The organism is Streptomyces sp. NPDC057950, from assembly GCF_042887295.1.
Lineage (GTDB): Bacteria > Actinomycetota > Actinomycetes > Streptomycetales > Streptomycetaceae > Streptomyces > Streptomyces kaempferi.
In genome coordinates this window covers 155892-181488 of sequence record NZ_JBHVPP010000007.1, presented here as the reverse complement: position 1 = coordinate 181488, position 25597 = coordinate 155892, and the positions used below count along the sequence as shown (strand labels likewise).

Here is a 25597-nt window from a genome sequence, read left to right as displayed (position 1 = left end):
AACGTGCCCGCCTGAACGTGCCGGACCGAACGTGCCCGACCGAGGGGCCGTCGGAGAGTCTGTCGGGCATCCGTCCGAGAGCTCGTGCGCCGTCCGTCCGAGGGCCTGTCGGTCGTCCGTCTGAGGGTCCGTCGGACGGGGGACGCGGTGGTCGATCGTTTCGGGCCACACGTGTTGTCCGGGGTCTTTGATTCGATGGGGCGCCACCTGGTTAGAAGACTGGGAGTATGTCGCGGCCGGTCCAAAAACCATCGGGACCGTGCTGTGATCGTGAACACCGTGTTGTGCGGCGCCGTAGTGCTGGATACTGCGGGCAGCCGCCCCCGGTGACCGGTACCGGGCGCGGTGAGCTGGAGGGGACGGTTCGCGTGAGCGAGATACCAGCGAAGGCCACGGAGTCCGAGGACCCGTCGGACGGCGCGAGGGTTGAGGCCACGGGCGATTCCGCCATGGCCGCGGCGCCGGGCGACGCGGGCGACGGCGGCCCGAGCGACGGCGTGGCGGACGACGCGACGAACGGTGCGACGGACGGCACCGCCGGCGGACCCATGGGCGACGCCCCGGCCGGGACACCGGTCCGGGTGACGCCCGGGACATCCGTCGAGGTGCCCGTCGAGGCACCCGTCGAGCCCCCGGCCGGGGCGGCCGGCGACGTGGTGTGGCAGAGCAGTCCACCCGGTTCCATGTACGACTACATCAAGGTCGCCTCGTTCTCCATCGGCGCCGACGGACTCGTCGACCAGTGGAGTCTGCGCGCCGAGCAGCTCCTCGGCATATCCGCGGAGCGCGCCGTGGGCATGGACCCCATCGAGGCGTTCGTCGCAGCCGACCGGCGCGAGTTCGGGCAGCGCAAGATGGCGGAGATCCTGGACGGCCGCGAGTGGACCGGCGTCGTCCCCTTCCGGATGCCGCCCTCCGAGAGCGGTGACGAGGGCACTGAGGGCCTCGCCGAGGTCTATGTGATGCCCACCACGACGGAGGACGGCGAGCGGGCCGCCGTCTGCATCGTCGTGGACGTCCGGACCCTGCGCCGGATCGAGACGGACCTTGCCGCCTCGCAGGCGATTTTCGGTCAATCTCCGTTCGGCTTCCTCCTGATCGACACGGATCTGCGGGTCCGCCGTGCCAACCAGCGTTTCGCCTCGGTGTTCGGCGGCGACGTCGACGCCCACCGTGGCCGTACGGTCCACGACTACCTGCCGCGCTCCGAGGCCGAGCGCGTCGCCGCGACCCTGCGGCGGGTCCTGGAGACCGGCGACTCCATCACGGACATGCACGTCGCCGGATTCGTGCCCGGCTCCGAGGAACGTCGTCACTGGTCGGTCAACCTCTACCGCGTCCACAGCGGCAGCGGCCGCCCCATCGGCATCGCCTGGCTCGGAACCGACATCACCAGCCGCCGTGCCGCGGCGCGTGAAGCGGCCGCCGCGCGCCGCAACCTCGCCCTGCTGAACGAGGCGGGCGCCCGCATCGGCAACTCCCTCGACCTGGAGACCACCGCCCGCGAGCTGCTGGACGTCGTGGTGCCCGGATTCTGCGACCTCGCGACCGTAGACCTGTACCAGGGGCTGCTGGCCGGCGACGAGACCCCGCCCGGGTTCGCCGACGGCAGTGCGGAGCTGCGCCGGGTCGCCTTCGCCAGCGCCGTCTCCGACGCGCCGTTCGTCGGCGGACCCGCCCCGGTCGCCGTCGGCGCCGTCCACCACTTCCCGTTCAACTCGCCCTGCGCGGACGCTCTGCGTGCCGCCCGCCCCCAGCACGTCCCCGCCGAGGAGGGCGGGCTCATCCAGTCCACGCTCGCCGTGCCGATGGTCGCGCACGACACCGTCGTGGGACTCGCGCAGTTCTCCCGCACGAAGGGCAGCGAGCCGTTCGGCGACCGCGACCGCTCCCTCGCGGTGGAGCTCGCGGCGCGCGCCGCGGTCTGTATCGACAACGCCCGCCTGTACCGCCGCGAGCACGAACGCGCTCTGATCCTGCAGCGCTCCCTGCTGCCGCCGGGCGACCCGGAGGCATCCGGACTCGACATCGCCTGCCGCTATCTGCCCGGCAACGCGGCCACCGAGGTCGGCGGCGACTGGTTCGACGTCATCGAACTCCCCGGTCACCGCACGGCGCTGGTGGTCGGCGACGTCATGGGCCGCGGACTGCGCGCCGCGGTCGCGATGGGTGAACTCCGCACGGCGGTCAGGACCTTGGCCCTCCTCGACCTCGAACCCGCGGAAGTGCTGTCGGCGTTGGACGAGATCGCCCGCGGCCTGGGCACCCCCGGTGGTGTCCAGCAGGCGACCCGCGCGGCCCGGCAGCCCCGCGACGCGGACCTCTCCGAGGTGTATCTCGCGACCTGCGTGTACGCGGTCTACGACTCCGTGACCCGCAGGATCACCTTCGCCAACGCGGGCCATCTGCCGCCCGTCCTGGTGGAGCCGGGCGAGAGCGCGCTGATGCTCGACGTGCCGCCGGGCATGCCGCTGGGCGTGGGTGGCGAGCCCTTCGAGGAGGTCGAGGTCGAACTACCCGAAGGTGCCCTTCTCGCGCTCTACACGGATGGACTGGTCGAATCGCGCGACCATCCCCTCGACGAGGGCCTGCAGGCTTTCGTCGGGGCGCTGACGGACCCCTCCCGCCCCCTGGAGGACGTCTGCGACCATGTCCTCAACACCCTCGACACCCACCACGGTGAGGACGACATCGCGCTGCTGATGGCGCGCGTCCAGGGACTGCCCGCCGATTCCGTCGGCGACTGGACCCTGCCGCGTGAGCCGCGCAGCGTGGGCCGGGCCCGCGAGTACGCCCGTACCCAGCTCACCGCCTGGGACCTGGAACCGCTTGTCGACACCGCCGAGTTGCTGGTCAGCGAGCTGGTGACGAACGCCCTGCGGTACGGCGAGGGCGAGATCCGGCTGCGGCTGCTGCTCGACCGGACACTCGTGTGCGAGGTCTGGGACGCGGGCCTCGTACAGCCGCGCCGCCGCCGCGCCCGGGACACGGACGAGGGCGGCCGGGGTCTGCAGCTCGTCGGCCTGCTCTCAGCCGCGTGGGGCTCACGGCGCACGCCACGGGGCAAGACGGTCTGGTTCGAACTGCCCCTCCCGGACGCCGGAACGACGCTCACGGACCCGGCGGAGGCGTTGCTGAGCCTGTTCTGACCGGGGCGGGGGCGGACACCGCCCGGCGGTAGCGCGTACGCGGGCCACCGAAGCTCGCGACACCGAGGGCGGCGTCGCCGGCGGCAGCGTCGCCGGCGACGGCGAAGTCACCGGAATCGAAGTCACCGGGGATGTCGCCGCCCGGGTCCGAGCTCCCGTCCGGGTTCGACCTCACGTCCGGATACGAGCCGCTGTCCGGGTCCGAGCTCCCGTCCGGATACGAGTCGCTGTCCGGGTCCGAGCTCCCGTCCGGATACGAGCCGCTGTCCGGGTCCGAGCTCCCCACCGGGTTCGACCTCCCGTCCGGGTTCGAGACCCCGCCCAGGTCCAAGCCCCCGCCCAGGTCCAAGCCCCCGTCCAGTTCCGAGCCGCCATTCGGGTCCGTGTTCCCGTCGGGGTCCGCGTCCCCGCGCAGGATCCCGCCGAGCACGGCGCCGCGGACTCCGCCGCCCCAGGGCCCGCCGTACGGATTGCCGTACGTCCGTACGTCCCGCTCCGCGAGCAGCCGCGCCTCCCCGGCGAGCGCGTCGGCCCGCTGGACGTCGGCGAGGGTGAGGGACGAGAGCGTGAGACGGCGTTCCGCCTCCGCCAGCCGGGTCCGGGCCTCGGAGCCCACCACCGCCCGGTGCGTCGTGACGAAGTCGTCCGCCGCCATGACGGCGCCGCGGGCCACCGGACACGCCTCGTCGAGCAGTGCCAGGCCGCGTTCCTCGTCCCGGCCGAGAGCCGGGGTGTCGGCCAGCGTCGCGGCGGCCCGGACCACCCGGCGCAGGGCGTCGCAGGGGTCGTACGGGCCGCTCGCCGCTTCCCGGCGTACATCCGCGACGACCGAGCCGGCGTGCGCGACGCGACCGGACAGCGCTCCGCCGACCGTGCCGGCCGCAACCGCGCGGGCCCGCTCGAGGTCGGTGTCGGCGCGGGCCAGCGCGGCGGGCAACCGGACGGCCGCGGCGTCGAGTTCGGCCGCCAGCCGGTCGACACCGGTCAGCAGGACGTCCGCCTGGCCGATGGCGCCCTCGGCGGCCCGCAGATACGCCGCGGCCCGCGCGACCTCGCTCCGGTCGAGCGACTGCCGGGCCCGGTTGAGGTGGGTCGTGGCGAACAGGAGCCTGTCCTTGGCCTGTTCGACGTGTCCGGCGACGGGCAGGTACGCGGACGCCGCGTACCGCTCGTGGAGCCCCGCGAGCGTCGCCTGCGCGGCGGGCGCGCGGCGGGCGAGTTCCCGGAAACGGGTCTCCGCCGACTCCAGCGCGGCGGGCGCGGACCGTTCCAGGGCGCGCAGCAGGTCGAATCCCGGCGCCTCCGCGTCCAGCCGCCGCCCCGCCTCCGCGCAGCGCGCGCGGATCTCCTCCAGCGTCCGGCGCCGGTCCTCGTCGTCCTGCGGCGCGGTGTCGTCCAGTCGCTGCCGCAGCCGGAAGGCCACCATCAGCTCGGAGCGCGCGAACGCCACCGCCTCCGCGTAGGCTCCGACCGCCTCCCGGCCGAACAGGGCCGCCACGGCATCGAGTTCCTCGGCACTGGTGCGCACGCAGTCGTCGGTCACGACGAGCGACCGCCGGGCGAGCCGGTCGAGTTCGCCGAGCGGCACGGTTCCCGGCACGGCCTTGCCAGGGGTCGTACGGGTCCGCGCGCGACGTATTCGCCGGACGGAGGCGTACGCGGCCAGCGAGCCCGCGACGACCACCGCGGCGACGGGAAGCACCAGATCGTCGGCGGACGTACCCCCCTGTCCCGGCGCCGCCGACACCTCCTCGGCCACCGGCCCCTTCTCCCGCCACTCCGCGGAGTCCCCGGGACCCGGCCGGGCGACGGGCAGCAGCAGCCACCCCAGCGCCACCAGCCCCCCGAGCACGGTATGCGCCACCCGCACGGCTATGGAGGACGTGGCTCGGCGCGACCGGGTCCGGTTCAGGGGCGACGTCACATTTGGGAGCGTATGACCGTCGGCCCGAGGGCGCGACCGGGGTGCGCCGGGCCGGGCGCACCTAAGGTACGGGGGATACAGGGGCGTACGGAGGGGGCACGGGGGATGGGTACGGGGCGCACGGAACCGGGGACAGGGCGGAACGGGGAACCGGGGGAGCCGGGCACCGAGGACGGACCGGCACCGATACCGGTACCGCCCGAGCCGGACATACGGACGGGAACGCCGGACGCGTCGACCGGAGGACCGGACCCGCGAACGGACCTCGACCCCGACCCCGACCCCGCTCCCGCCCCCGGCACGGCTCCCGGCCGGCTCCGGCGTCTGGCCGGTGTCTGGCGGCGGCCCGCTCTGCGATGGCCCAGGCGCATCGCGTCGGCGCTCGTCCTCGTCCTGCTGCTCCCGCCGCTCGCCGCGGGCGTCGCCCTGCGCGTCAACTACGCCGGGGACCCGGCCACCGGCACGTACACGAGACACCGTGACGCCCTCTGGATGGGCCACGCCTGGGTCGACGGCCGCAAGAAGGACGCGGACGTCAGGGCGCTGGCGGCACGGCTGCGCACGACCGGCGTCCGGGACCTGTACGTGCACGCGGGCCCCCTGGAGCACGACGGGACGCTGCCCGCGTCCGCGTACCCGAGGGCGCGCTGGCTCATCGGGGCGATCCACCGGGAGATGCCCGGCGTCCGCGTCCAGGCCTGGCTGGGCGACGAACTCGCGACCGAGGGTCCGGTCGGACTGCGGCTGGAACGGCCCGCGACCCGCACCGCCGTGGTCCGTTCCGCCGGGCAGGTCCTCGACGCCGGATTCGCCGGGGCCCACTTCGACCTGGAACCGCTGCACTCCGGCGACGCGGACTATCTCTCCCTCCTCGGCGACCTGCGCCGCGTCACCCGCGCGCACGGCGCCCTGCTCTCCGTCGCCGCCCACCAGATCGATCCGTTGCCGTCGCTGCACTCCGTCCTGGGCACTGTCACGGGACACCCCAAGTGGTGGTCCCAGGCGTTCTTCGGCCAGGTCGCCCGCCGGGTCGACCAGATCGCCGTGATGTCGTACGACACGGCGCTCCCGCTGGAGAGCCTGTACGGCGGCTACGTCGCCCAGCAGACGTCGCTCGCTCTGGAAGTCACCCCGGAGACGACGGACCTGCTGATGGGCATGCCCTTCTACTACGAGGACAACATGGACCACCACGGGTCCGCCGAGACGGTCGCGGCGGCCGTCCGCGGCGTCCGCCTCGGTCTCTCCCGCACCGACCGCACCCGAGAGAACTTCGGCGTCGCCGCCTACGTGGACTTCGCCGCCCGGGAGAAGGACTGGGCGGAGTACGAGCGGGGATGGGTCCGATGACCCCGGCGGAACCCTGACAGGCGTCTCCCGTCAGGAGACGGTCAAGTGTCTGGAGGGCCGGGACCTCGCGTGCCATGATCGCGGGGCGTGCCGGGTGCGCGCGGGAGGGGGACGGAACCGATGGACATGTCGTGGGTGACGGCGGGCGTCGTACTCGCCCTGGGCTGCCTGGTGGCAGCCGGAATCGCGGCGATCACGACGGACTGGCTGCCGCCGCTCGGCCGCGACCGGGTCCTGAGGCCGAGGCTGTGGGGGTACGGAGCACTGGTGAGCGCCCTCGGCTCCGGCGTGTTCGCGTTCCTCGGTCCGTTCCGCGGGCCCGACATCCGGATGGCGCCCTACGTGCTGTCCGGCACCGCCGTGTTCCTGGTGGGCTCGGCGCTCCAGATGGCGGCCCGCCGTCCGGGCCGCCCCGCTACGCCTCCCGCCTCCTGATCTTCGAACCCAGCCACACCAGCGGGTCGTACTTGCGGTCGACCGCCCGTTCCTTCAGGGGGATCAGGGCGTTGTCCGTGATTTTGATGCCCTCCGGGCAGACCTCCGTGCAGCACTTGGTGATGTTGCAGTAACCGAGGCCCTGCTCGTCCTGTGCGGTCCGTTTGCGGTCCAGACCGGTGTCGGCCGCGGCGTCCAGCGGGTGCATGTCGAGCTCCGCCACCCGCATCAGGAAGCGCGGCCCCGCGAACGCCGGTTTGTTCTCCTCGTGGTCCCGCACGACATGGCAGGTGTCCTGGCACAGGAAGCACTCGATGCACTTGCGGAACTCCTGGGAACGGTCCACGTCCTCCTGCCGCATCCGGTACTCGCCCGGTCCCAGCCCGGCGGGTGGCACGAAGGCGGGCACCTCCCGCGCCTTCGCGTAGTTGAAGCCGACGTCCGTGACGAGATCCCGGACGACGGGGAACGCGCGCAGTGGCGTGACGGTGATCGTCTCCTCCCGGGTGAACACCGACATCCGGGTCATGCACATCAGCCGCGGACGTCCGTTGATCTCCGCCGAGCACGAACCGCACTTGCCCGCCTTGCAGTTCCAGCGGACGGCCAGATCGGGGACCTGGGTCGCCTGAAGCCGGTGGATGATGTCGAGCACCACCTCACCGTCGTTGACGTCGACCGCGAAGTCCTCCAGGCCGCCGCCCTGCACGTCCCCGCGCCACACCTTGAAGCGGGCCTCGTAGCTGCTCACTCGTAGAGCTCCTCTTCGGCGAGGTACTTGACCAGCTCCTCCTTCTCGAAGAGGGCGAGCAGGTCGGGGCGGATGGGCTCGGTGTTCTCGCGGGTGAGGTCGATCTGGCCGCGCACCGGGTCGGTCGCGGCCAGTCCGCCGGTGGGGTCCGTCAATCGGCACAGCAGGTTGACCCGGCGCCAGACCCGCTCCATCACCGGATGGTCCTCGCGGGTGTGGCCGCCGCGGGACTCCGTGCGCTCCAGGGCGGCACGGGCCACGCACTCGCTGACCAGCAGCATGTTGCGCAGGTCGAGTGCGAGGTGCCAGCCGGGGTTGAACTGCCGGTGCCCCTCGACGCCCGCCCGGCGGGCCCGTACCCGCAGGTCCGCGAGCTTCGCCAGGGCCTGTTCCATCTCGGCCTCGCGCCGGATGATGCCGACCAGGTCGTTCATGGCCTGCTGGAGTTCCTGGTGCAGGGTGTACGGGTTCTCCGGCGGCCGGCCGTTCTCCTCGCCGGGCACCGGGCCCTCCGCGGAGAAGGGCCGCAGCGCCTCCGCGGCGGCCGTGTCGACCTGGACGTCGTCGACGGCCGGGCGGTCCCCCGTACGGCCCGCGGCGTACTCGGCGGCGTGCAGTCCCGCCCGCCGTCCGAACACCAGCAGGTCGGAGAGGGAGTTGCCGCCGAGCCGGTTGGAGCCGTGCATACCGCCCGCGACCTCGCCGGCCGCGAACAGCCCGGGGACTCCGCGGGCCGCCGCCGACTCCGAGTCGACCGCGATGCCGCCCATGACGTAGTGGCAGGTGGGGCCGACCTCCATCGCCTCGGCCGTGATGTCGACGTCCGCCAGTTCCTTGAACTGGTGGTACATGGACGGCAGTCCGCGCCGGATGACGTCGGCGGGCATGCGCGTCGACACGTCGAGGAAGACACCGCCGTGCGGCGATCCGCGACCGGCCTTCACCTCGGAGTTGATGGCGCGCGCGACCTCGTCGCGGGGCAGCAGTTCAGGGGGACGCCGGTTGTGGTCCGGGTCCTCGTACCAGCGGTCGCCCTCCTCCTCGGACTGCGCGTACTTCTCCTTGAAGACGTCCGGGATGTAGTCGAACATGAACCGCTTGCCGTCGGAGTTGCGCAGCACGCCGCCGTCGCCGCGGACGGACTCGGTGACCAGGATGCCCTTCACCGACGGCGGCCAGACCATGCCCGTCGGGTGGAACTGCACGAACTCCATGTTGAGCAGCGGGGCGCCCGCCAGCAGCGCGAGCGCGTGGCCGTCGCCCGTGTACTCCCACGAGTTGGACGTCACCTTGAAGGACTTGCCGATGCCGCCGGTGGCGATGACGACGGAGGGCGCCTCCAGGACGAAGAAGCGCCCGGACTCGCGCTCGTAGCAGAAGACCCCGGAGACGTGATTGCCGTCCTTCAGGATCCGGGTGACGGTGCACTCCTGATAGACCTTCAGGCGGCTCTCGTAGTCCCCCGTCTCCTTCATGTCCTCCTGCTGGAGGGAGACGATCTTCTGCTGGAGGGTCCGGATGAGTTCGAGTCCCGTCCGGTCGCCGACGTGGGCGAGCCGCGGGTACTCGTGTCCGCCGAAGTTGCGCTGGGAGATCCGCCCGTCGGCCGTGCGGTCGAAGAGGGCGCCCCAGGTCTCCAGCTCCCAGACCCGGTCCGGGGCCTCCGTGGCGTGTAGTTCGGCCATCCGCCACTGGTTGAGGAACTTCCCTCCCCTCATGGTGTCGCGGAAGTGGACCTGCCAGCTGTCACCGGAGTTGACGTTGCCCATCGCGGCCGCGATGCCGCCCTCGGCCATCACCGTGTGCGCCTTGCCGAACAGCGACTTGCAGATCACGGCGGTACGGGCGCCGCGCTCGCGGGCCTCGATGGCGGCCCGCAGCCCCGCGCCGCCGGCGCCGACCACGACGACGTCCCACTCCTGTCGGTCGACCACGGACATCAGAAGAACCTCGGATCGTCGAAGGCGCCGGACGCGACCAGGAACACGTAGAAGTCGGCGAGCGCCACGCTCACCAACGACGCCCAGGCGAGCAGCATGTGACGGGCGTTCAGTTTCCCGACCCACTGCCACATCCGGTAGCGCACGGGATGCTTGGAGAAGTGTCTGAGCTTTCCGCCGACGATGTGCCGGCAGGAGTGGCAGGAGAGGGTGTACGCCCAGATCAGCGTGATGTTGAGCAGGAAGACCAGGGTGCCCAGGCCCATGTGTCCCCAGTGGTGGTGCTCGTCACGGAAGGAGAGCACCGTGTCGTACGTGAGGGTGCCGGCGACGAGGATCGCGGCGTAGAAGAAGTACCGGTGGACGTTCTGGAGGATCAGCGGGAATCGGGTCTCGCCGGTGTACTTCTTGTGCGGCTCGGCCACCGCGCAGGCCGGGGGAGACGCCCAGAAGCCCCGGTAGTAGGCCTTGCGGTAGTAGTAGCAGGTCAGCCGGAAGCCCAGCGGGAAGACCAGGATGATGATCGCGGGGGAGATGCCCCACCAGCTGCCGAACAGGTCCGCGTTCGGCCCCGCGTCCATGGACCGGCAGCGCTCCGCCAGGCACGGCGAGTAGAACGGCGAGACGTACGGCGCCGCGTAGTAGTCCGTGTCCGCGAAGGCCCGCCAGGTCGAGTACACGATGAAGGCCAGCAGCCCGGCCGCGGTCGCGGCGGGCGCCAGCCACCAGCGGTCGGTGCGCAGATGCGGGGCGGCGATCGCGGCGCGCGTACCGCCCCGTACGCCGCCGCTGTTCGGATGGGGTTCCGTACCAGTGGCCAACTTATGACTCTCCGGTCGGGTCAGGGGGCGTGCCGGTCCCGGGCGCCGAGACCTTCGTCGTCCGAGTCCGTCCACAGGGAGCTGTCGTACGGGGTGTCGGGGATGGAGACGAGGTCGGGGCGCCGGGGTTTCGTGAGCCCCGGTGCGGACTCGCGCAGCAGCGCCACGCTCTCCCGCAGATGGTCGGCGTCGGCGCGGACGCGGCGCATGTCGAGCCCGCCGCCGATCTGCTGCTCCAGGCGTCCCATCGACCTCAGCAGGTCGTCGAGACAACGCTGGACGGACGTGAGTTCATCGTGCACGGACATGACTTGCCCTCACTTCCACGGGCTCTGCGGCCCAAGGCGGCAACGTTCATGCGCCTGCGAGTGTTGCGCGTCACATGAGCCCCTGTGAAGGCGTATGCACGGATTCCCGGATCGAACCTTCCGGAGCGCGCCCCCGCACGCTCTGAACGCGCCGGGTACGCCGGGCTGCCGATCCCCTGCCGTGATCCAGCGTTCCGGCCCCGCACGGGCCCTGCCCCGAATCCGCGGTCCATGCGGTGTCCCGTATCCCCGGACCGCCCCCGGACCGCCCCCGGACCGCCCCCGGACCGTCCCCGGACCGTCCCCGGACCGTCCCCGGACCGTCCCCGGACCGTCCCCGGACCGTCGGCGGACCCCGCCCGTCCGGCCGCGAACCCGCGGGCACGGGCCCGTTCATTGCGCCGCACGGGTGGACTTCCGCGCGCCCCAGCCGTGTCGGCGCCCCCGCACACCCCTACTCCCGTTCAGTGGGTGCATACATCTGATCAACCGCATATCCGACCAAAAATGATCAGATCCAGTCTGTCCCCCCACCGGAGGTTGCAGTGATGTCCCACGACGGCGTCGGACTGCGCGCGGTGATGCGCTCGGTCGCGTTCCTGACCGCGGGCGCGCTCGCGGTGCCCGTCCTGACCGCGTGCAGCTCGGACGACGAGGAGAAGGCCAGTCCCGTCGCCGCGCAGGACATCGCGCCCGCGGGCCGCGACCAGGTCACGGACGGCGGCACCCTGCGATGGGCCGTCGACGCCGTCCCGGCGACCCTCAACACCTTCCAGGCCGACGCCGACGCCACAACCTCACGGGTCGCCGGTGCCGTGCTGCCCTCCCTGTACCGGCTCGACCGCGACGGCCGCCCGCAGCTGAACCCCGACTACCTGGAATCGGCCAAGGTCGTCGACGAGGAGCCCAAGCAGGTCGTCCTCTACAAGCTCAACCAGCAGGCGGTCTGGAGCGACGGCCGCGAGATCGGCGCCGACGACTTCGCGGCCCAGTGGCGCGCCCTGTCCGGCAAGGACAGCGCGTACTGGACGGCCCGCAACGCCGGGTACGACCGCATCGAGAAGATCGAGCGCGGCAAGAACAACCTCGAGGTCCGGGTCACCTTCAGCCGCCCGTACGCCGACTGGAAGTCGCTGTTCTCGCCGCTGTACCCGAAGGACGTCATGGGTGCCGCGGCCACCTTCAACGACGGCGCCCGCCGCAATCTGAAGGTCACCGCGGGCCCCTTCGCCCTGCAGAGCGTCGACAGCAAGACCGGTGAGATCCACCTCACCCGCAATCCCCGCTGGTGGGGCCGCCCCGCCAAGCTCGCGGAGATCGCGCTGGTCGCCGTCCCGCGCGATCAGCGCGCCACCGCGCTCGCCGCGAACAAGATCGACATGGCCGATGTCGATCCCGAGCAGGCGGGCCGGATCACGCTCGCGGCCGGAACCAGGGGCAGCGCCCCGATGCAGGGCCCGGGTACGCCGGGCACCCCGAGTACTCCGGGCACTCCGGGCTCCCCGAGTACTCCGGGCACCACCATCGACCCCGCCCAGGCGCCGCACCCGTCCGCCGCGCAGTACACCGCCGAGCAGGACGGCCTGAGCGGCTTCGTCGTCCGCAAATCCCTCGAACCCGCCTACACCCAGCTCGCCCTGAACGGCTCCGAGGGCCCCCTCGCCGACGAACGCGTCCGCCGCGCCGTCGCCCGCGCCCTCGACCGCGACGCACTCGCGCAGGCCGTCCTCAAGCCGCTGGGCCTGCCCGCCGTACCGGTCGGCAGCCACCTCGCGCTCGCCGGCCAGCAGGCGTACGCCGACAACAGCGGCGCGCTCGGCGGTCACGACACCAAGGAGGCGCAGGCGCTGCTCCTGGACGCGGGCTGGGTGCCCGGGGGGCCGGTGAAGGAGGAGAAGAAGAAGGACAAGGAGAAGGGCAAGGCGGCCGGCCCCGAGGGCAAGAAGGCGGCCCCCGGTGCCGGGCCGGACTCCGACGACGGGACGTACATCGTCGGTGAGGACAACAAGCCGGCCGGGATCGACCGGGCGAAGGCGGACCCGGCCGGCGAGTCCGAGCGGCAGCGGACGAACCACTCGGACGAACAGACGGCCACGCGGTTCGACGGCAAGCGGTACGCCCGCCACGACACCCGTCAGGGCGGGGCTCCCGGCGCCTACGCGCCCAAGGGCACGGCCGCGCCCGCTGGGGTGGCGTCCGGTGTGCTCGCCAAGGACGGCAAGCCGCTGACGCTCCGCTTCGTGCTGCCCTCCGGCCCCGGCTCGGAGTCGCTGAGCACCGTCGCCGACCACATCTCGCGCATGCTGGAGCGCATCGGCATCCGTACGGAGACGACCAAGGTCGCCGGCGACAGCTACTTCAAGGACCACATCGCCGCCGGCCAGTACGACCTGGCGCTGTACTCCTGGCCCGCCTCCGCCTTCCCGGCCACCGACGCCCGCCCGATCTTCGCGAAGCCGGTCCCGGCCGCCGACGGCTCCCTCACCGTCGAGCAGAACTACACCCGGGTCGGCACGGACCAGGTCGACCAGTTGTTCGACCAGGCCATCGGCACGCTGGACGAGGACGAGGAGCGGGCCCTGGTCCGCAAGGCCGACGCGCGGATCTGGGCCGCCGCAGGATCGATTCCCCTGTACCAGCGCCCCCAGCTCACCGCCGTCCGCCCGAACCTCGCCAACGCCGGCTCCTTCGGATTCCAGACCCCTCTCTACGAGGACATGGGCTTCCTGAAGAAGGGCGCGAAGCCGTCGGCGACCCCCAGCACCCCCTGAGGGGCACGGGGCGCCGACGCCGAGCGGCTGCCCGTGCGCCCGCGCATCCGCGCGCCCGCGCCGGGCCCCGCCGAGCCGCGCCCGCAGGCCGCCCCCGCCGGGCCCCAAACCCCCGGCGGGGGCGGCCTCCGTCAGGGCCACGTACCATGGGGTAAGGCCGAGGCGTGTTCAGCCCGGCAGGCCCCGCGCTGCGGAGGCCGTCCACTCACTCCGGGAGAAGCGCCTCAATATGGCCACGCGCCACGACATCCGCAACGTCGCCATCGTCGCCCACGTCGACCATGGCAAGACCACCCTGGTCGACGCCATGCTCAAGCAGGCCGGTGCCTTCGCCGCGCACGCCGCCGAGTCGCTTGACGACCGCATGATGGACTCGAATGACCTGGAGCGTGAGAAGGGCATCACGATCCTGGCCAAGAACACGGCCGTGAAGTACCACCCCAAGGACGGGGGCGAGGTCATCACGATCAACATCATCGACACCCCCGGCCACGCCGACTTCGGCGGCGAGGTCGAGCGCGGTCTGTCGATGGTGGACGCGGTCGTCCTCCTCGTCGACGCCTCCGAGGGCCCGCTGCCGCAGACCCGCTTCGTGCTGCGCAAGGCGCTGCAGGCCCGCCTGCCCGTCATCCTGTGCATCAACAAGACGGACCGGCCCGACTCGCGCATCGAAGAGGTCGTGAACGAGGCGTACGACCTCTTCCTCGACCTCGACGCCGACGAGGACCAGATCGAGTTCCCGATCGTCTACGCGTGTGCGCGTGACGGCGTCGCCTCGCTGACCAAGCCCGCCGACGGCACGGTCCCGCAGGACAGCGACAGCCTGGAGCCGTTCTTCTCCACGATCCTGTCGCACGTCCCGGCCCCCGAGTACGACGAGGAGGCCCCGCTCCAGGCGCACGTCACCAACCTGGATGCCGACAACTTCCTCGGCCGTATCGCGCTGCTGCGCGTCGAGCAGGGCGAGCTGCGCAAGGGCCAGACCGTCACGTGGATCAAGCGCGACGGCACGATGTCCAACGTCCGCATCACCGAGCTGCTGATGACCGAGGCGCTCACCCGCAAGCCCGCCGAGAAGGCGGGCCCCGGTGACATCTGCGCCGTCGCCGGTATCCCGGACATCATGATCGGCGAGACCCTCGCCGACACCGAGAACCCCGTCGCGCTGCCGCTCATCACGGTCGACGAACCGGCGATCTCGATGACCATCGGTACCAACACCTCGCCGATGGTCGGCCGCGGTGCCACCGGCAAGGGCGCGGACAACAAGGCCGCGGTCAAGGACCGCAAGGTCACCGCCCGTCAGGTCAAGGACCGCCTGGACCGCGAGCTGGTCGGTAACGTCTCGCTGCGGGTGCTCGACACCGAGCGTCCGGACGCGTGGGAGGTCCAGGGCCGTGGTGAGCTCGCGCTCGCCATCCTGGTCGAGCAGATGCGCCGCGAGGGCTTCGAGCTGACCATCGGCAAGCCGCAGGTGGTCACCCAGGAGATCGACGGCAAGACCCACGAGCCGGTCGAGCGCATGACGGTCGACGTGCCCGAGGAGCACATGGGCGCGGTCACGCAGCTCATGGGCGTCCGCAAGGGCCGGATGGACAACATGTCGAACCACGGCTCGGGCTGGGTCCGCATGGAGTTCGTCGTCCCCTCCCGCGGCCTCATCGGCTTCCGTACGGAGTTCCTGACCGGCACCCGGGGCACGGGCATCGCCCACTCCATCCATGAGGGCCACGAGCCCTGGTTCGGCGTGCTGGCCACCCGTAACAACGGTTCTCTGGTCGCCGACCGCGCCGGCGCCGTCACCGCGTTCGCGATGACGAACCTCCAGGAGCGCGGCGTGCTGTTCACCGACCCCGGCACCGAGGTGTACGAGGGCATGATCGTCGGCGAGAACTCGCGCGCCGACGACATGGACGTGAACATCACCAAGGAGAAGAAGCTCACGAACATGCGGTCGTCCTCGGCCGACTCGTTCGAGGCGATCGTCCCGCCGCGCAAGCTCTCCCTGGAGCAGTCCCTGGAGTTCTGCCGCGACGACGAGTGCGTCGAGGTGACCCCGGAGGCCGTTCGCATCCGCAAGGTCAACCTGGACGGCCGCGAACGCGCCCGCGCCGCGAGCCGCGCCAAGAACGGCTGATCCAGCGCCTGTCGAGCCCGGGTGCCCCCGTCGTGGGGGCACCCGGGCTTTTCGCAACCCATTTTCCGGCCGCGCTGTCCGAAATGCGGAGCACCTCGCCCGATAGACATGTAACACGTCCGTTTCGGGGGCTTCTCCCTGGGATACCTTTGTCCAGATTTTAGAAGATGTACACCTCAGCTGTGATTGAACCGAGACCTAAAGCCTGTGGTCGCTCTCTGGCTCATGTCAGATAGTTAGCCGCGTAGCGCTCGGGTCAATGGGTCATGCGCCGTGCATCGGCGCCGACTCACGAGCACCGTAGGGTTTTTGACCCTCCGTCAGGGGTGTCGGAGGTCAGTCATGGACCCCGCCTGTCCGTGCACCGGTTGAGTCATGAGGAGGCACCAGATGCCAACTACGCGTGTTCATCTGCGAGTTGTTGTAAGTCGCGCCCCGGCGCGCAGCGACCGATAGGCATACGTCTCTCCTGATCCGCATGGTCCGAACCGTGGCCGTCCGCACCCTGCGGCGGCCGCGGACTCGGCGTACCCATGAAATGGACGAATCATGACGAGTCCTATCGAGGTCGAGGGCGCGGAAGCCTCTTCGGGGGTGCACGAGAAGACCAGCAGCGGCAATGGCGAGCAGCCGGCGGCGCTGGAGGGCAGATCGCCCGGCCGGCTGATGTGGCGCCGCTTCAAGCGTGATCGCAGCGGTGTGGTCTCGGCTTACGTCGTGCTGTTCTTCTTCCTGGTCGCCGCCCTCGCTCCGCTGATCTCGAAGCTCTACGGCAAGAATCCCTACACGCTCTACGGGCAGGACGATCCCACGCTCCTGAACGACTTCAACATGCCCGCGGGACCCAACGGCGGCATCACGTCGGAGTACTGGTTCGGGATCGAACCCACCCTCGGACGCGATGTGTTCACCCAGTTGCTGTACGGCATGCGCACCTCGCTGTACACGGCGTTGGCGGCGACGGCCGCGATGGTCTTCATGGGCATCCTGATCGGCCTGGTCGGCGGCTACTTCGGCGGCAGGGTCGACTACTGGCTCGGCCGGCTCACGGACTTCCTGCTCGCCTTCCCGCAGCAGTTGTTCATGATCGCTTCGATGCCCGTGATCACCGCGGTGTTCGTCGCCCCCGACGAGGAGACGCCGACCTACATCCACGCGCTCGCCATCATCGGCGTGCTGTGGTTCCTCGGGTGGATGGGCCTCGCACGGCTCATCCGGGCGGTCACACTCTCGCTGCGCGAGCGGGAGTTCGTCGAGGCGGCGAAGGTCGCGGGCGCCTCGCCGTGGCGGATCATCCGCAAGGAACTGCTGCCCAACCTCGTCACACCGATCCTGGTGCAGGGCACGTACATGCTGCCCAGCACCATCCTCTCGGTCGCGTTCCTCTCCTTCGTGGGCGTCGGCTACACCGAACCGACCCCCGACTGGGGCCGGATGTTCGCCATCGGCTCGGACATCTACGAGCAGGACCCCGTCTACATGTTCTTCCCGGGCATCGCGATGGTCGTCTTCGTCGTGGCGTTCAACCTCCTCGGCGACTCGGTCCGGGACGCGTTCGATCCCAAGACGGGGCGCTGACCCCCGCCCTCCCCCCTTCCGCGCACGGCGGTTCCGTCGCGCGCGGACCGTCCCACCCCGCACGGCACGCACTCCGCCCCGCACGGGCAGCCCACTCCGCACGGACAGTCCCACTACTCACAGGCAGGTGGACTCGACTCGATGAGCATCCTCAGTTCCCGCAGAGCGCGCACCGCCGTCGTCGCGGTCGCGGCCGGCGCCCTGGCACTGGCCGGCTGCAGCAACGGCGACAGTGGCGGCGGCAAGGACAAGAGCAAGAGCAAGAACAAGGAGGAGGCCGCCGCGCAGTCGGCCGCGGTGAAGATGGGCACCGCGCAGGACTCCACGGGCCCCGCCGAGGAGGTCACGGGGGCCCGGCCCGGCGGGACGATCCAGGTGTACGAGGAGGACGACTTCTCGCACCTCGACCCGGGCCAGATATACGTCAGCGACGCCGGCCTGCTCTCCAAGCTCATCTTCCGCGGTCTGACCACGTACAAGGAGGACGACAAGGGCGCTCTCACCGTCGTCGGCGACCTCGCCACGGACCCGGGCAAGGTCTCGGACGGCGGCAGGACCTGGACGTACACGCTGAAGGACGGCATCAAGGACGAGACCGGTCACGTGATCGGCTCGGCCGACATCCGGCACACCTTCGAGCGGCTGTACGACCCCTTCATCACGGACGGTCCGTCGTTCATCCAGCAGTGGCTGTCCGGCACGGGCACGACCTACCGCAAGGCCTACGCGGGTCCGTTCAAGGGCAAGCACCTGCCGGACACCGTCCTCGCGACGCCGGACGACAAGACGGTCGTCTTCCACTTCAAGGACGCGCAGCCCGACCTCCCGCAGGCGCTGGCGATGGCCGGCTACTCGGTCGTGCCCGAGAAGACGGACACCAAGGCGAAGTACGACACCAAGCCGGTCGCCGTCGGCCCGTACAAGATCTCTGAGTTCAAGGCCGGCAAGAGCGTGAAGCTGGTCAAGAACACCGCCTGGGACCCGAAGTCCGACCCGATGCGGCACCAGTACGTCGACGGCTTCACCATCGACATCAACCACGACGACGAGGACCAGACCAAGACCATCCTCGCCGACCGCGGTGACGCCAGGAACGCCATCATGATGACCGGTCAGGTCGCCACCACCCAGGTGCAGAAGGTCGTCTCGGACGCCGCCGCGATGAAGCGCACCATCCAGGGCTACGCGCCGTACGTGTGGCAGATGAACTTCAACATGGACCGCATCAAGGACAAGAAGATCCGCGACGCGATCACCTACGCCATGCCGTCCACCGCGGTCTACAAGGCCGACGGCGGCGCGTACGGCGGTGAGGTCGCCAACAGCCTGATGTCGCCGACCACTCCGGGCTACCAGAAGGACTACGACCCCTTCGACCGGGCCAAGCACCCCAACGGTGACATCGCGAAGGCCAAGAAGCTCATCGAGGAGGCCGGCGCCAAGGGCAAGAAGATCGTCTACGCCTACTCGAACATCCCGGTCCGCCAGCAGCAGGCCGTGCTCATCGAGAACGCGCTCACGAAGATCGGTCTCGACGTCCAGAAGAAGGAGGTCGACGCCGCCACCTGGTACGAGCAGGTCGGCAAGGTCGACAACGGCTACGACATCTACATGACCGGCTGGGGCCAGGACTGGTCCTCCGCCTCCACCGTCTTCCCGCCGCTGTACGACGGCAAGCAGATCCAGGACGGCGCGTCGAACTACTCGCACATCAACGACGACCACGTGAACTCCGAGATCCAGCGGATCCTGAAGATCACCGACAACGCCGAGGCCACCAAGGCCTGGACCGCGCTCAACCAGTACATCAGCGAGAAGGCCAACCCGGCGGCGCCGATCTACTACACCAAGACGTTCCAGATCGCCGGCACCAACGTGGGCGGCCTGCGCTACTCCACGGTGACGAGCTACACCGACCCGACCCGGGTCTTCCTCAAGAGCTGAACACGGCCTGGGGGCGCACCCGGTACTCCGCTCAGCGGGCCGCCGGGTGTGCCCCGGGCGCCGCTCCTGTCCCTGGCCAGCCGTCCTGAGAGCAGCGTTCCGCCATGCTTCGATTCCTCCTTCGCCGGACGTTCGGCGCCGTGCTCATCCTCCTGCTGATCAGCGCCTTCACCTTCTTCATGTACTACGCGATCCCCCAGGACCCGGCGACGCTCGCGTGCGGCAAGAACTGCACTCCGGACGCGCTCGCGATCATCCACAAGAACCTCGGCCTGGACGATCCCGTGCCGGTGCAGTACTGGAAGTTCCTCGTCGGCATCTTCGCCGGGCGGGACTTCTCGGTGGGCCACTGCCCGGCCCCCTGTTTCGGGGTCTCCTTCCGCGACCAGCAGATGGTCTGGTCCACGATCATGGACCGCTTCCCGCTGACGCTGTCCCTGACCATCGGCGGCCTGCTGGTCTTCCTCGTCGTCGGCCTCGGCACCGGCCTGATCGCCGCCCGTTTCCGCGGGACCTGGCTCGACAAGGCGTTCAGCAGCGTCTCGCTGGTGCTCAGCTCGATGCAGATCTACTTCCTCGGCCCGGTCGTTCTCGGCATCTTCGTGTACAGCACCGGCTGGCTGGACAAACCCAAGTACGTGCCCCTCACGGAGAATCCCGCGCAGTGGTTCATGGGCCTGCTGATCCCCTGGCTCGTCATGTCCGTGATCTTCACCGCCAACTACACCCGCATGGCGCGCTCGACGATGATCGAGCAGCTCCAGGAGGAGCATGTGCGCGCGGCCCGCGCGAAGGGCATGACCGGCCGGTACGTCTTCTTCCGGTACGCCTGGCGCGGCTCGCTCATCCCCATCCTGACGATCCTCGGCATGGACCTCTCGGCCCTGCTCGGCGGTGCCGTCGTCACCGAGTTCACCTTCGGGCTCGCGGGCGTCGGACGGCTCGCCGTGGACTCCGTCGTCGGCAAGGACCTGCCCAAGCTCATGGGCGTGATGATCTTCAGTGCCGCCTTCATCCTCCTGCTCAACGTCATCGTGGACGCGTTGTACGCGGTCATCGATCCGCGAGTACGGCTGTCCTAGTGCTTGAGGAGACCTCCCAGTGACCACACTCACCGAGCCCGAGGACACTCCGGCCGCCGCCGGAGCCGACGCGTTCCTCTCGGTCCGCGACCTGCGGGTGCGCTTCTCCACCGAGGACGGTGTCGTCAAGGCGGTCGACGGCCTCTCCTTCGCCCTTGAGCGGGGGACGACCCTCGGCATCGTCGGCGAGTCCGGTTCCGGAAAGTCCGTCACCAACCTGACCGTCCTCGGTCTGCACAACCCGGCGACGACCACCATCGACGGCGAGATCGTCCTCGACGGCAAGGAACTGCTCACCGCCACCGAGGCCGAGTTCGAGAGGCTCCGCGGCAACAAGATGGCGATGATCTTCCAGGACGCGCTGACGGCGCTCTCGCCGTACCACACGGTGGGACGGCAGATCGGGGAGCCGTTCCGCAAGCACACCGGGGCCTCCAGGAAGGAGGCGCGCGAGCGGGCGATCGAGATGCTGGAGAAGGTCGGCATCCCGCACGCCGGGCAGCGGGTCGACGACTATCCCCACCAGTTCTCCGGGGGCATGCGCCAGCGCGTGATGATCGCGATGGCGCTGGTCTGCGACCCGGACCTGCTGATCGCCGACGAGCCGACGACCGCCCTGGACGTCACCGTGCAGGCCCAGATCCTGGACCTGCTCAAGGACCTCCAGCAGGAGTTCGGCTCCGCGATCATCATGATCACCCATGATCTCGGGGTGGTCGCCGACATGGCGGACGACCTGCTCGTGATGTACGCCGGCCGGGCGGTGGAGCGGGGCACGGTCCGCGAGGTGCTCAAATCCCCGCAACACCCGTACACCTGGGGCCTGCTGGCCTCCATGCCACGGCTCTCGGCGGACGTCGACGAACCGCTCACACCGATTCCGGGCGCGCCCCCGTCCCTGCTGAACCCGCCCTCGGGGTGTCCGTTCCACCCGCGGTGCGCCTTCCGGGGCGAGGTCGAGGGCTCCGGCCGGTGTGCCGACGTCCGGCCGGACCTGCCCGTGCAAGGGCGGGGCGCGGCCTGCCACCTGACGATGGACCAGAAGACCAGGATCTTCACCGGGACGATCCGGCCCCGGCTGGGCTGAGGAGGCCGACTGTGAGCGAAGAGAAGAGCACGGTCGCGGGCGACGGACAGGACGCGACCGCGCGGACCGGGGCCGTGGACGAGGGGAGGGCCGCGGCCGGTCCGGTGCCCGGGCAGCGGGACGGGCAGCAGGACGGGCAGCAGGGCGGACAGGTGGGCGAACCACTCATGCGGGTACGCGACCTGAGGAAGTACTTCCCGGTGAAGGGAGGGTTTCCGATCAGGCGCACCGTCGGCGCGGTCCAGGCCGTGGACGGCGTCTCCTTCGACGTCTTTCCCGGCGAAAGCCTGGGACTGGTGGGTGAGTCGGGGTGCGGAAAGTCCACGACGGGACGCCTGTTGACCCGCCTCCTGGAGCCGAGCGCGGGCACGATCGCGTACCGGGGCAAGGACATCAGCCGCTCCACCCGCCGTCAGCTGGCCCCGGTCCGCTCCGAGATCCAGATGATCTTCCAGGACCCGTACGCCTCGCTCAACCCCCGTCAGACGGTCGGCACGATCGTCTCCTCCCCGATGGAGGTCAACGGCGTCAATCCGCCCGGCGGCCGGGAGAAGCGGGTGCGCGAGCTGCTGGAGACGGTGGGTCTCAACCCCGAGCACTACAACCGGTTCCCGCACGAGTTCTCCGGCGGCCAGCGCCAGCGCATCGGGGTGGCACGGGCACTGGCCCTCTCGCCCAGGCTGATCGTGGCCGACGAACCGGTCTCGGCCCTGGACGTCTCCATCCAGGCGCAGGTGGTCAACCTGCTCCAGGAGGTCCAGCGGGAGATGGGCATCGCGTTCGTCTTCATCGCCCACGACCTGGCGATCGTGCGGCACTTCTCGCAGCGCGTCGCGGTCATGTACCTCGGCAAGATCGTGGAGATCGCGGACCGCACCTCGCTCTATACCGGCCCGCGCCATCCCTACACCCACGCCCTGATGTCGGCCGTCCCGGAGGCGGACGTCGACGCCGAGAAGAAGGAACGCATCCGGCTCCAGGGCGACGTGCCTTCCCCCATCTCGCCGCCGTCCGGCTGCCGCTTCCGCACCCGCTGCTGGAAGGCGCAGGACAGGTGTGCCCAGCAGGAACCGCCGCTGATCCGGCTCGAGGGCAACGCCGAAGGGCATCTGACGGCCTGTCACTTCCCGGAGGAGCCCAGCATCGAGGCCCGCGCCGAGGACATCGTCCTCGACCCGGCGCTGGCGGCACTGGAGGAGGGCCGGAGCTGAGCACCGGGCCGGGTGCACGGACGCGCGGGGTCTCCGGCACGGGGAACGGCCGGCAGGTGGCGGGCCCGTGCGTCAGTACACCCGGGCCGTGTCCGGCCGGGCCGTCGTGATGATCTCCGGGGCGGTGGGGGTGAGCGGCCCCCGCGCCCAGTCGCCGTACTGCTCGGCCACGGTGAGCCCCGCCGCCGCGAGGAAACCGGACAGGGCCTCCGCCCGCAGGAACCGCAGCGTGCTGCGGCTGACCCGTGGACCCTCCCACGCCGGGTGCGCGAACGTCTCGGTGAACGTCACCCGGTCCCCTGCCACCGGTGTCTCCACCTCGTGCCACACCCGTACGACCTCACCGTCGGCGTCGGTGACGAGGCGAGCCCTCTCGGAGGTCCAGCGCTCCCAGGCGCGGTCGGCGGGATTGCGCGTCTCGAAGACGAACCGTCCGCCGTCGGTGAGGGAGCGGCGTACCGCGGCGAGCGCGGTGCGCAACTCCCCGTCGCCCAGCAGCACCTGGAACGCGTGACCGGTCATCACGACGAGGTCGAACTCCCCCTCCCACCCGGCGCAGGCGAGATCCCCGAGCACCCATTCGCAGGCGGCCCGGCGGCGCGCCTGCACCAGCATGGCCGCGGCGGGGTCCAGCCCGCACAGCCGGCCCCCGTGACCGGCCTCCCGGGCCCGCGCGAGCAGCCGCCCGGTCCCGCATCCGACATCGAGCACGGATCGCGCGGACATCACCAGGTCCAGGTAGAAGTCGTCGCTCGGCCCCCACGGATTGAGTGTGTCGTACAAGGCGGCGAGCGGGACGTCACTGAACGAGCGGTCAGCCATCGCAGCAGTCTGACAGCCCCCGGAGCCGCTCGAAGCAAGATCGACACACTCGCGCGACCCGCGCGCTCAGCGCACCACCCGGCCGCGCAGCACGATACGGCTGGGGTGGCGCAGGACGCCCGGTTCGCGGCGCGGGTCGGCGTCGTGAACGGTGACGTCCGCGAGCCCGCCCTCGGTGAGGCCGCCGAGGCCGAGGAACGCGCGGGCGCTCCAGCTCGCGGCGCCGACCGCGGCCTCGGCGGGCAGTCCGGCGGCGATCAGGTGCCCGACCTCGCCGGCGACGTTCCCGAACGGCGCGGAGTCCGTTCCGGCGAGGACGGTGACACCGGCGTCGTACGCCTCGCGGACGCGACGGATCAGCGTGCGGTGCCCCTCGCGCCACAGCCGGTCCCGGGGGGTGCCCCCGGTCCTGCGGGGCGCGCTGCCGGCGAAGGCGGTGAGGGTGGGGACGAACGCCGTCCCGTGCGCGGCCATGATCCCGACGCATTCCTCGGGCATGCCCATCCCGTGCTCGATGGAGTCGACACCGGCGCGAGCGGCGTGCAGCACTCCCTCGGCGGACTGGCAGTGCACGGCGACGCGCGCACCCACCGCGTGCACGCCGTCCACGACCTCCCGCAGCAGCTCGTACGGTACGGCGGCGGCCTCGAAGTCCCAGTCGCCCATGAGCTTGCACCAGCCGTCGTGGGCCTTCGCCTCCGCGACCGCCGCCGCCACCAGGTCCTCGGCGACCGTGTGGAAGGGGGCGCTCCGGGACAGCCCGACCCAGGCCAGCCAGCGCCCCGCGGTGATCATCCGCGGCGAGCCCGGCGCGTCGCGCAGCGCGGCGGGTATCTCACCGAGGAGCCCCGGGAAGCGCAGGGCGGTGGTCCCGGCGTCCCGGTGGGCGGCGATCTGTTCGGCGAACAGACCGGCGTCGAAGGAGGAGACGCCGTCCTCGTCCCGGACACCGGGATGGGTGTGCACGTCGACGAGTCCCGGCAGCAGGAAACCGCCGTCGGCGACGGTCTCGACCGCGCCCGAGGGACGCTCGAAGGTGATCCGGTCGCCGAGGATCCAGAGGTCCCGGACGACGCCGTCGGGCAGTACGGTCCCACGCAGATGAAAGGCCATGGCGTGGCAGTCTGTCGTCCGGACGAGGGCGCCGACAAGTGCTGCCTAATTCGTTCGACATCGACCGGGCGGGCGAGGAAGCTTCACCGCGATGACGACGACGACGCGAACAGACACGCCTTCCGCATGGGACGAGCGCACCCAGCTCGCCACCTTCCTCGACTACGTCCGTGCCACCGCCCGCGCCAAGTGCGAGGGCGTCTCCGCGCAGGACGCCCGGAGCGCACCGCTGCCCGGCTCCCCGTTGATGACCCTGTGCGGGCTCATCAGCCATCTGCGCTGGGTCGAGTACTCCTGGTTCCAGGTGGTCTTCCTCGGTGAGGAGGACGCGGGCCCTTGGACGGAGGAGGACCCCGACCGCGAGATGCGGATCGCCGTCGACGTGCCGCTGGCCGACCTCCTGACGGAATACGAGCAACAGGCCGCGCGGTACCGCACGTTGGTGGTCGGGCACTCCCTCGACGACACGGCGCGGCGCTCCATCCGGGACGGCCGCCATGTCGACCTGCGCTGGATCCTCCTCCATCTGATCGAGGAGACCGCGCGTCACAACGGACACATCGACATTCTGCGCGAGCTGGCCGACGGCGAGACGGGATCCTGAACTCATGGGCGACACGAACGGGTTGAACCCGACCATCCGCACCCTCACCTTCGACTGCACCGGCGATCCCTACGACCTGGGCCTGTTCTGGAGCGAGTTGCTCGGCCGGCCCCTGGACGACGACGACAAGCCGGGGGACCCGGAGGCGCTGCTGCGGGACCCCTCGGGCGGACCCAGCCTCCTGTTCGTACGCGTCGAGGAGGGCAAGACCGCCAAGAACCGCATCCATTTCGACCTCGAGCCGCACGGCCGGACACGGGCGGAGGAGGTCACCCGGGCGCTGGGCCTCGGTGCGCGGCAGGTCGCGGACCACACCCGGCCCGACGGCCGCGGCTGGGTCACGCTCGCGGACCCGGAGGGCAACGAGTTCTGCGTGGAGCGCGGGGATCTGGACCGGGTGAAGGAACCCGCGACGCAATAGGTGACGGAAGGGGACGGAGTGCCCCGCGACGCGATGGCGTGCCGTTCGTGTCATCGTCCTGTCACAGACGGTCAGACCGTCGAACCCCCGACGCGGGTCCTGTCCTCTCAGGTGTCGGGTGCCGATGAGAGTCCGGCACCCGGACTTCT

The 25597-nt window shown here is 70.7% G+C and carries 19 protein-coding genes; 12 read left to right on the top strand and 7 right to left on the bottom strand.

The window, feature by feature from the left end:
- The first annotated feature begins 368 nt into the window (after positions 1-368).
- Positions 369-3149, top strand: coding sequence for a SpoIIE family protein phosphatase (locus ACFVTC_RS14665; protein WP_390126933.1), 2781 nt, complete (start codon positions 369-371; stop codon positions 3147-3149).
- Here ACFVTC_RS14665 and ACFVTC_RS14660 read toward each other — a convergent pair.
- Positions 3112-5073: a TPM domain-containing protein gene (locus ACFVTC_RS14660; protein WP_390126932.1), complete on the bottom strand. Its 1962-nt coding sequence runs from the start codon at positions 5071-5073 to the stop codon at positions 3112-3114. The genes ACFVTC_RS14665 and ACFVTC_RS14660 overlap by 38 nt on opposite strands.
- Positions 5074-5178: 105 nt before the next feature.
- On the opposite strand from ACFVTC_RS14660, the gene ACFVTC_RS14655 reads away from it, so the two are divergent.
- Together ACFVTC_RS14655 and ACFVTC_RS14650 are read left to right on the top strand one after the other, a co-directional pair.
- Positions 5179-6423, top strand: coding sequence for a hypothetical protein (locus ACFVTC_RS14655; protein ID WP_390126931.1), 1245 nt, complete (start codon positions 5179-5181; stop codon positions 6421-6423).
- Positions 6424-6549: 126 nt separating this feature from the next.
- Positions 6550-6858 carry a hypothetical protein gene (locus ACFVTC_RS14650; RefSeq protein WP_390126930.1) on the top strand — a complete coding sequence of 103 codons (309 nt, stop codon included), beginning with the start codon at positions 6550-6552 and terminating at the stop codon, positions 6856-6858.
- Here ACFVTC_RS14650 and ACFVTC_RS14645 read toward each other — a convergent pair.
- The 4 genes from ACFVTC_RS14645 to ACFVTC_RS14630 are packed head-to-tail and all read right to left on the bottom strand — an operon-like array spanning position 6839 to position 10678.
- Positions 6839-7609, bottom strand: a complete 771-nt coding sequence (locus tag ACFVTC_RS14645; RefSeq protein WP_390126929.1) for a succinate dehydrogenase/fumarate reductase iron-sulfur subunit — start codon at positions 7607-7609, stop codon at positions 6839-6841. The two genes, ACFVTC_RS14650 and ACFVTC_RS14645, sit on opposite strands and share 20 nt — an antisense overlap.
- Entirely contained in the window at positions 7606-9549 is a 1944-nt protein-coding gene (locus ACFVTC_RS14640; protein WP_390126928.1) for a fumarate reductase/succinate dehydrogenase flavoprotein subunit, read from the bottom strand. The genes ACFVTC_RS14645 and ACFVTC_RS14640 overlap by 4 nt, the downstream gene beginning before the upstream one ends.
- Entirely contained in the window at positions 9549-10370 is an 822-nt protein-coding gene (locus ACFVTC_RS14635) for a hypothetical protein (protein WP_390126927.1), read from the bottom strand. Before ACFVTC_RS14635 ends, ACFVTC_RS14640 begins: the two co-directional genes overlap by 1 nt.
- Before the next feature lie 20 nt (positions 10371-10390).
- On the bottom strand, positions 10391-10678 hold the full coding sequence (locus ACFVTC_RS14630; protein WP_168530044.1) for a hypothetical protein: 288 nt from the start codon (positions 10676-10678) through the stop codon (positions 10391-10393).
- A gap of 548 nt (positions 10679-11226) precedes the next feature.
- Here ACFVTC_RS14630 and ACFVTC_RS14625 point away from each other — a divergent pair.
- The 7 genes from ACFVTC_RS14625 (at position 11227) to ACFVTC_RS14595 (ending at position 22488) form a co-directional block, all read left to right on the top strand.
- Positions 11227-13449: an ABC transporter family substrate-binding protein gene (locus tag ACFVTC_RS14625; protein WP_390126926.1), complete on the top strand. Its 2223-nt coding sequence runs from the start codon at positions 11227-11229 to the stop codon at positions 13447-13449.
- A gap of 229 nt (positions 13450-13678) precedes the next feature.
- Complete coding sequence (typA, locus tag ACFVTC_RS14620; RefSeq protein ID WP_390126925.1) at positions 13679-15586, top strand: translational GTPase TypA; 1908 nt, start codon at positions 13679-13681, stop codon at positions 15584-15586.
- Between the two features lie 549 nt (positions 15587-16135).
- A complete protein-coding gene (locus ACFVTC_RS14615) occupies positions 16136-17164 on the top strand; it encodes an ABC transporter permease (protein ID WP_390126924.1) in 1029 nt (342 codons plus the stop codon).
- A gap of 141 nt (positions 17165-17305) precedes the next feature.
- Positions 17306-19108 carry an ABC transporter substrate-binding protein gene (locus tag ACFVTC_RS14610; RefSeq protein ID WP_390126922.1) on the top strand — a complete coding sequence of 601 codons (1803 nt, stop codon included), beginning with the start codon at positions 17306-17308 and terminating at the stop codon, positions 19106-19108.
- 104 nt (positions 19109-19212) lie between these two features.
- On the top strand, positions 19213-20190 hold the full coding sequence (locus tag ACFVTC_RS14605) for an ABC transporter permease (RefSeq protein WP_390126921.1): 978 nt from the start codon (positions 19213-19215) through the stop codon (positions 20188-20190).
- A 19-nt stretch (positions 20191-20209) separates the two neighbouring features.
- Positions 20210-21277 carry an ABC transporter ATP-binding protein gene (locus tag ACFVTC_RS14600; RefSeq protein WP_390126920.1) on the top strand — a complete coding sequence of 356 codons (1068 nt, stop codon included), beginning with the start codon at positions 20210-20212 and terminating at the stop codon, positions 21275-21277.
- A gap of 167 nt (positions 21278-21444) precedes the next feature.
- Positions 21445-22488 carry an ABC transporter ATP-binding protein gene (locus tag ACFVTC_RS14595; RefSeq protein ID WP_390127060.1) on the top strand — a complete coding sequence of 348 codons (1044 nt, stop codon included), beginning with the start codon at positions 21445-21447 and terminating at the stop codon, positions 22486-22488.
- Between the two features lie 72 nt (positions 22489-22560).
- Here ACFVTC_RS14595 and ACFVTC_RS14590 read toward each other — a convergent pair whose 3' ends face one another.
- Complete coding sequence (locus ACFVTC_RS14590) at positions 22561-23310, bottom strand: class I SAM-dependent methyltransferase (protein ID WP_390126919.1); 750 nt, start codon at positions 23308-23310, stop codon at positions 22561-22563.
- A 66-nt stretch (positions 23311-23376) separates the two neighbouring features.
- Complete coding sequence (locus ACFVTC_RS14585) at positions 23377-24423, bottom strand: amidohydrolase family protein (protein ID WP_390126918.1); 1047 nt, start codon at positions 24421-24423, stop codon at positions 23377-23379.
- A gap of 91 nt (positions 24424-24514) precedes the next feature.
- Here ACFVTC_RS14585 and ACFVTC_RS14580 point away from each other — a divergent pair, with 91 nt between their 5' ends.
- Together ACFVTC_RS14580 and ACFVTC_RS14575 are read left to right on the top strand one after the other, a co-directional pair.
- On the top strand, positions 24515-25027 hold the full coding sequence (locus tag ACFVTC_RS14580) for a DinB family protein (protein WP_390126916.1): 513 nt from the start codon (positions 24515-24517) through the stop codon (positions 25025-25027).
- A 4-nt stretch (positions 25028-25031) separates the two neighbouring features.
- A complete protein-coding gene (locus ACFVTC_RS14575; RefSeq protein ID WP_390126915.1) occupies positions 25032-25448 on the top strand; it encodes a VOC family protein in 417 nt (138 codons plus the stop codon).
- The last annotated feature ends 149 nt before the right edge of the window (positions 25449-25597 follow it).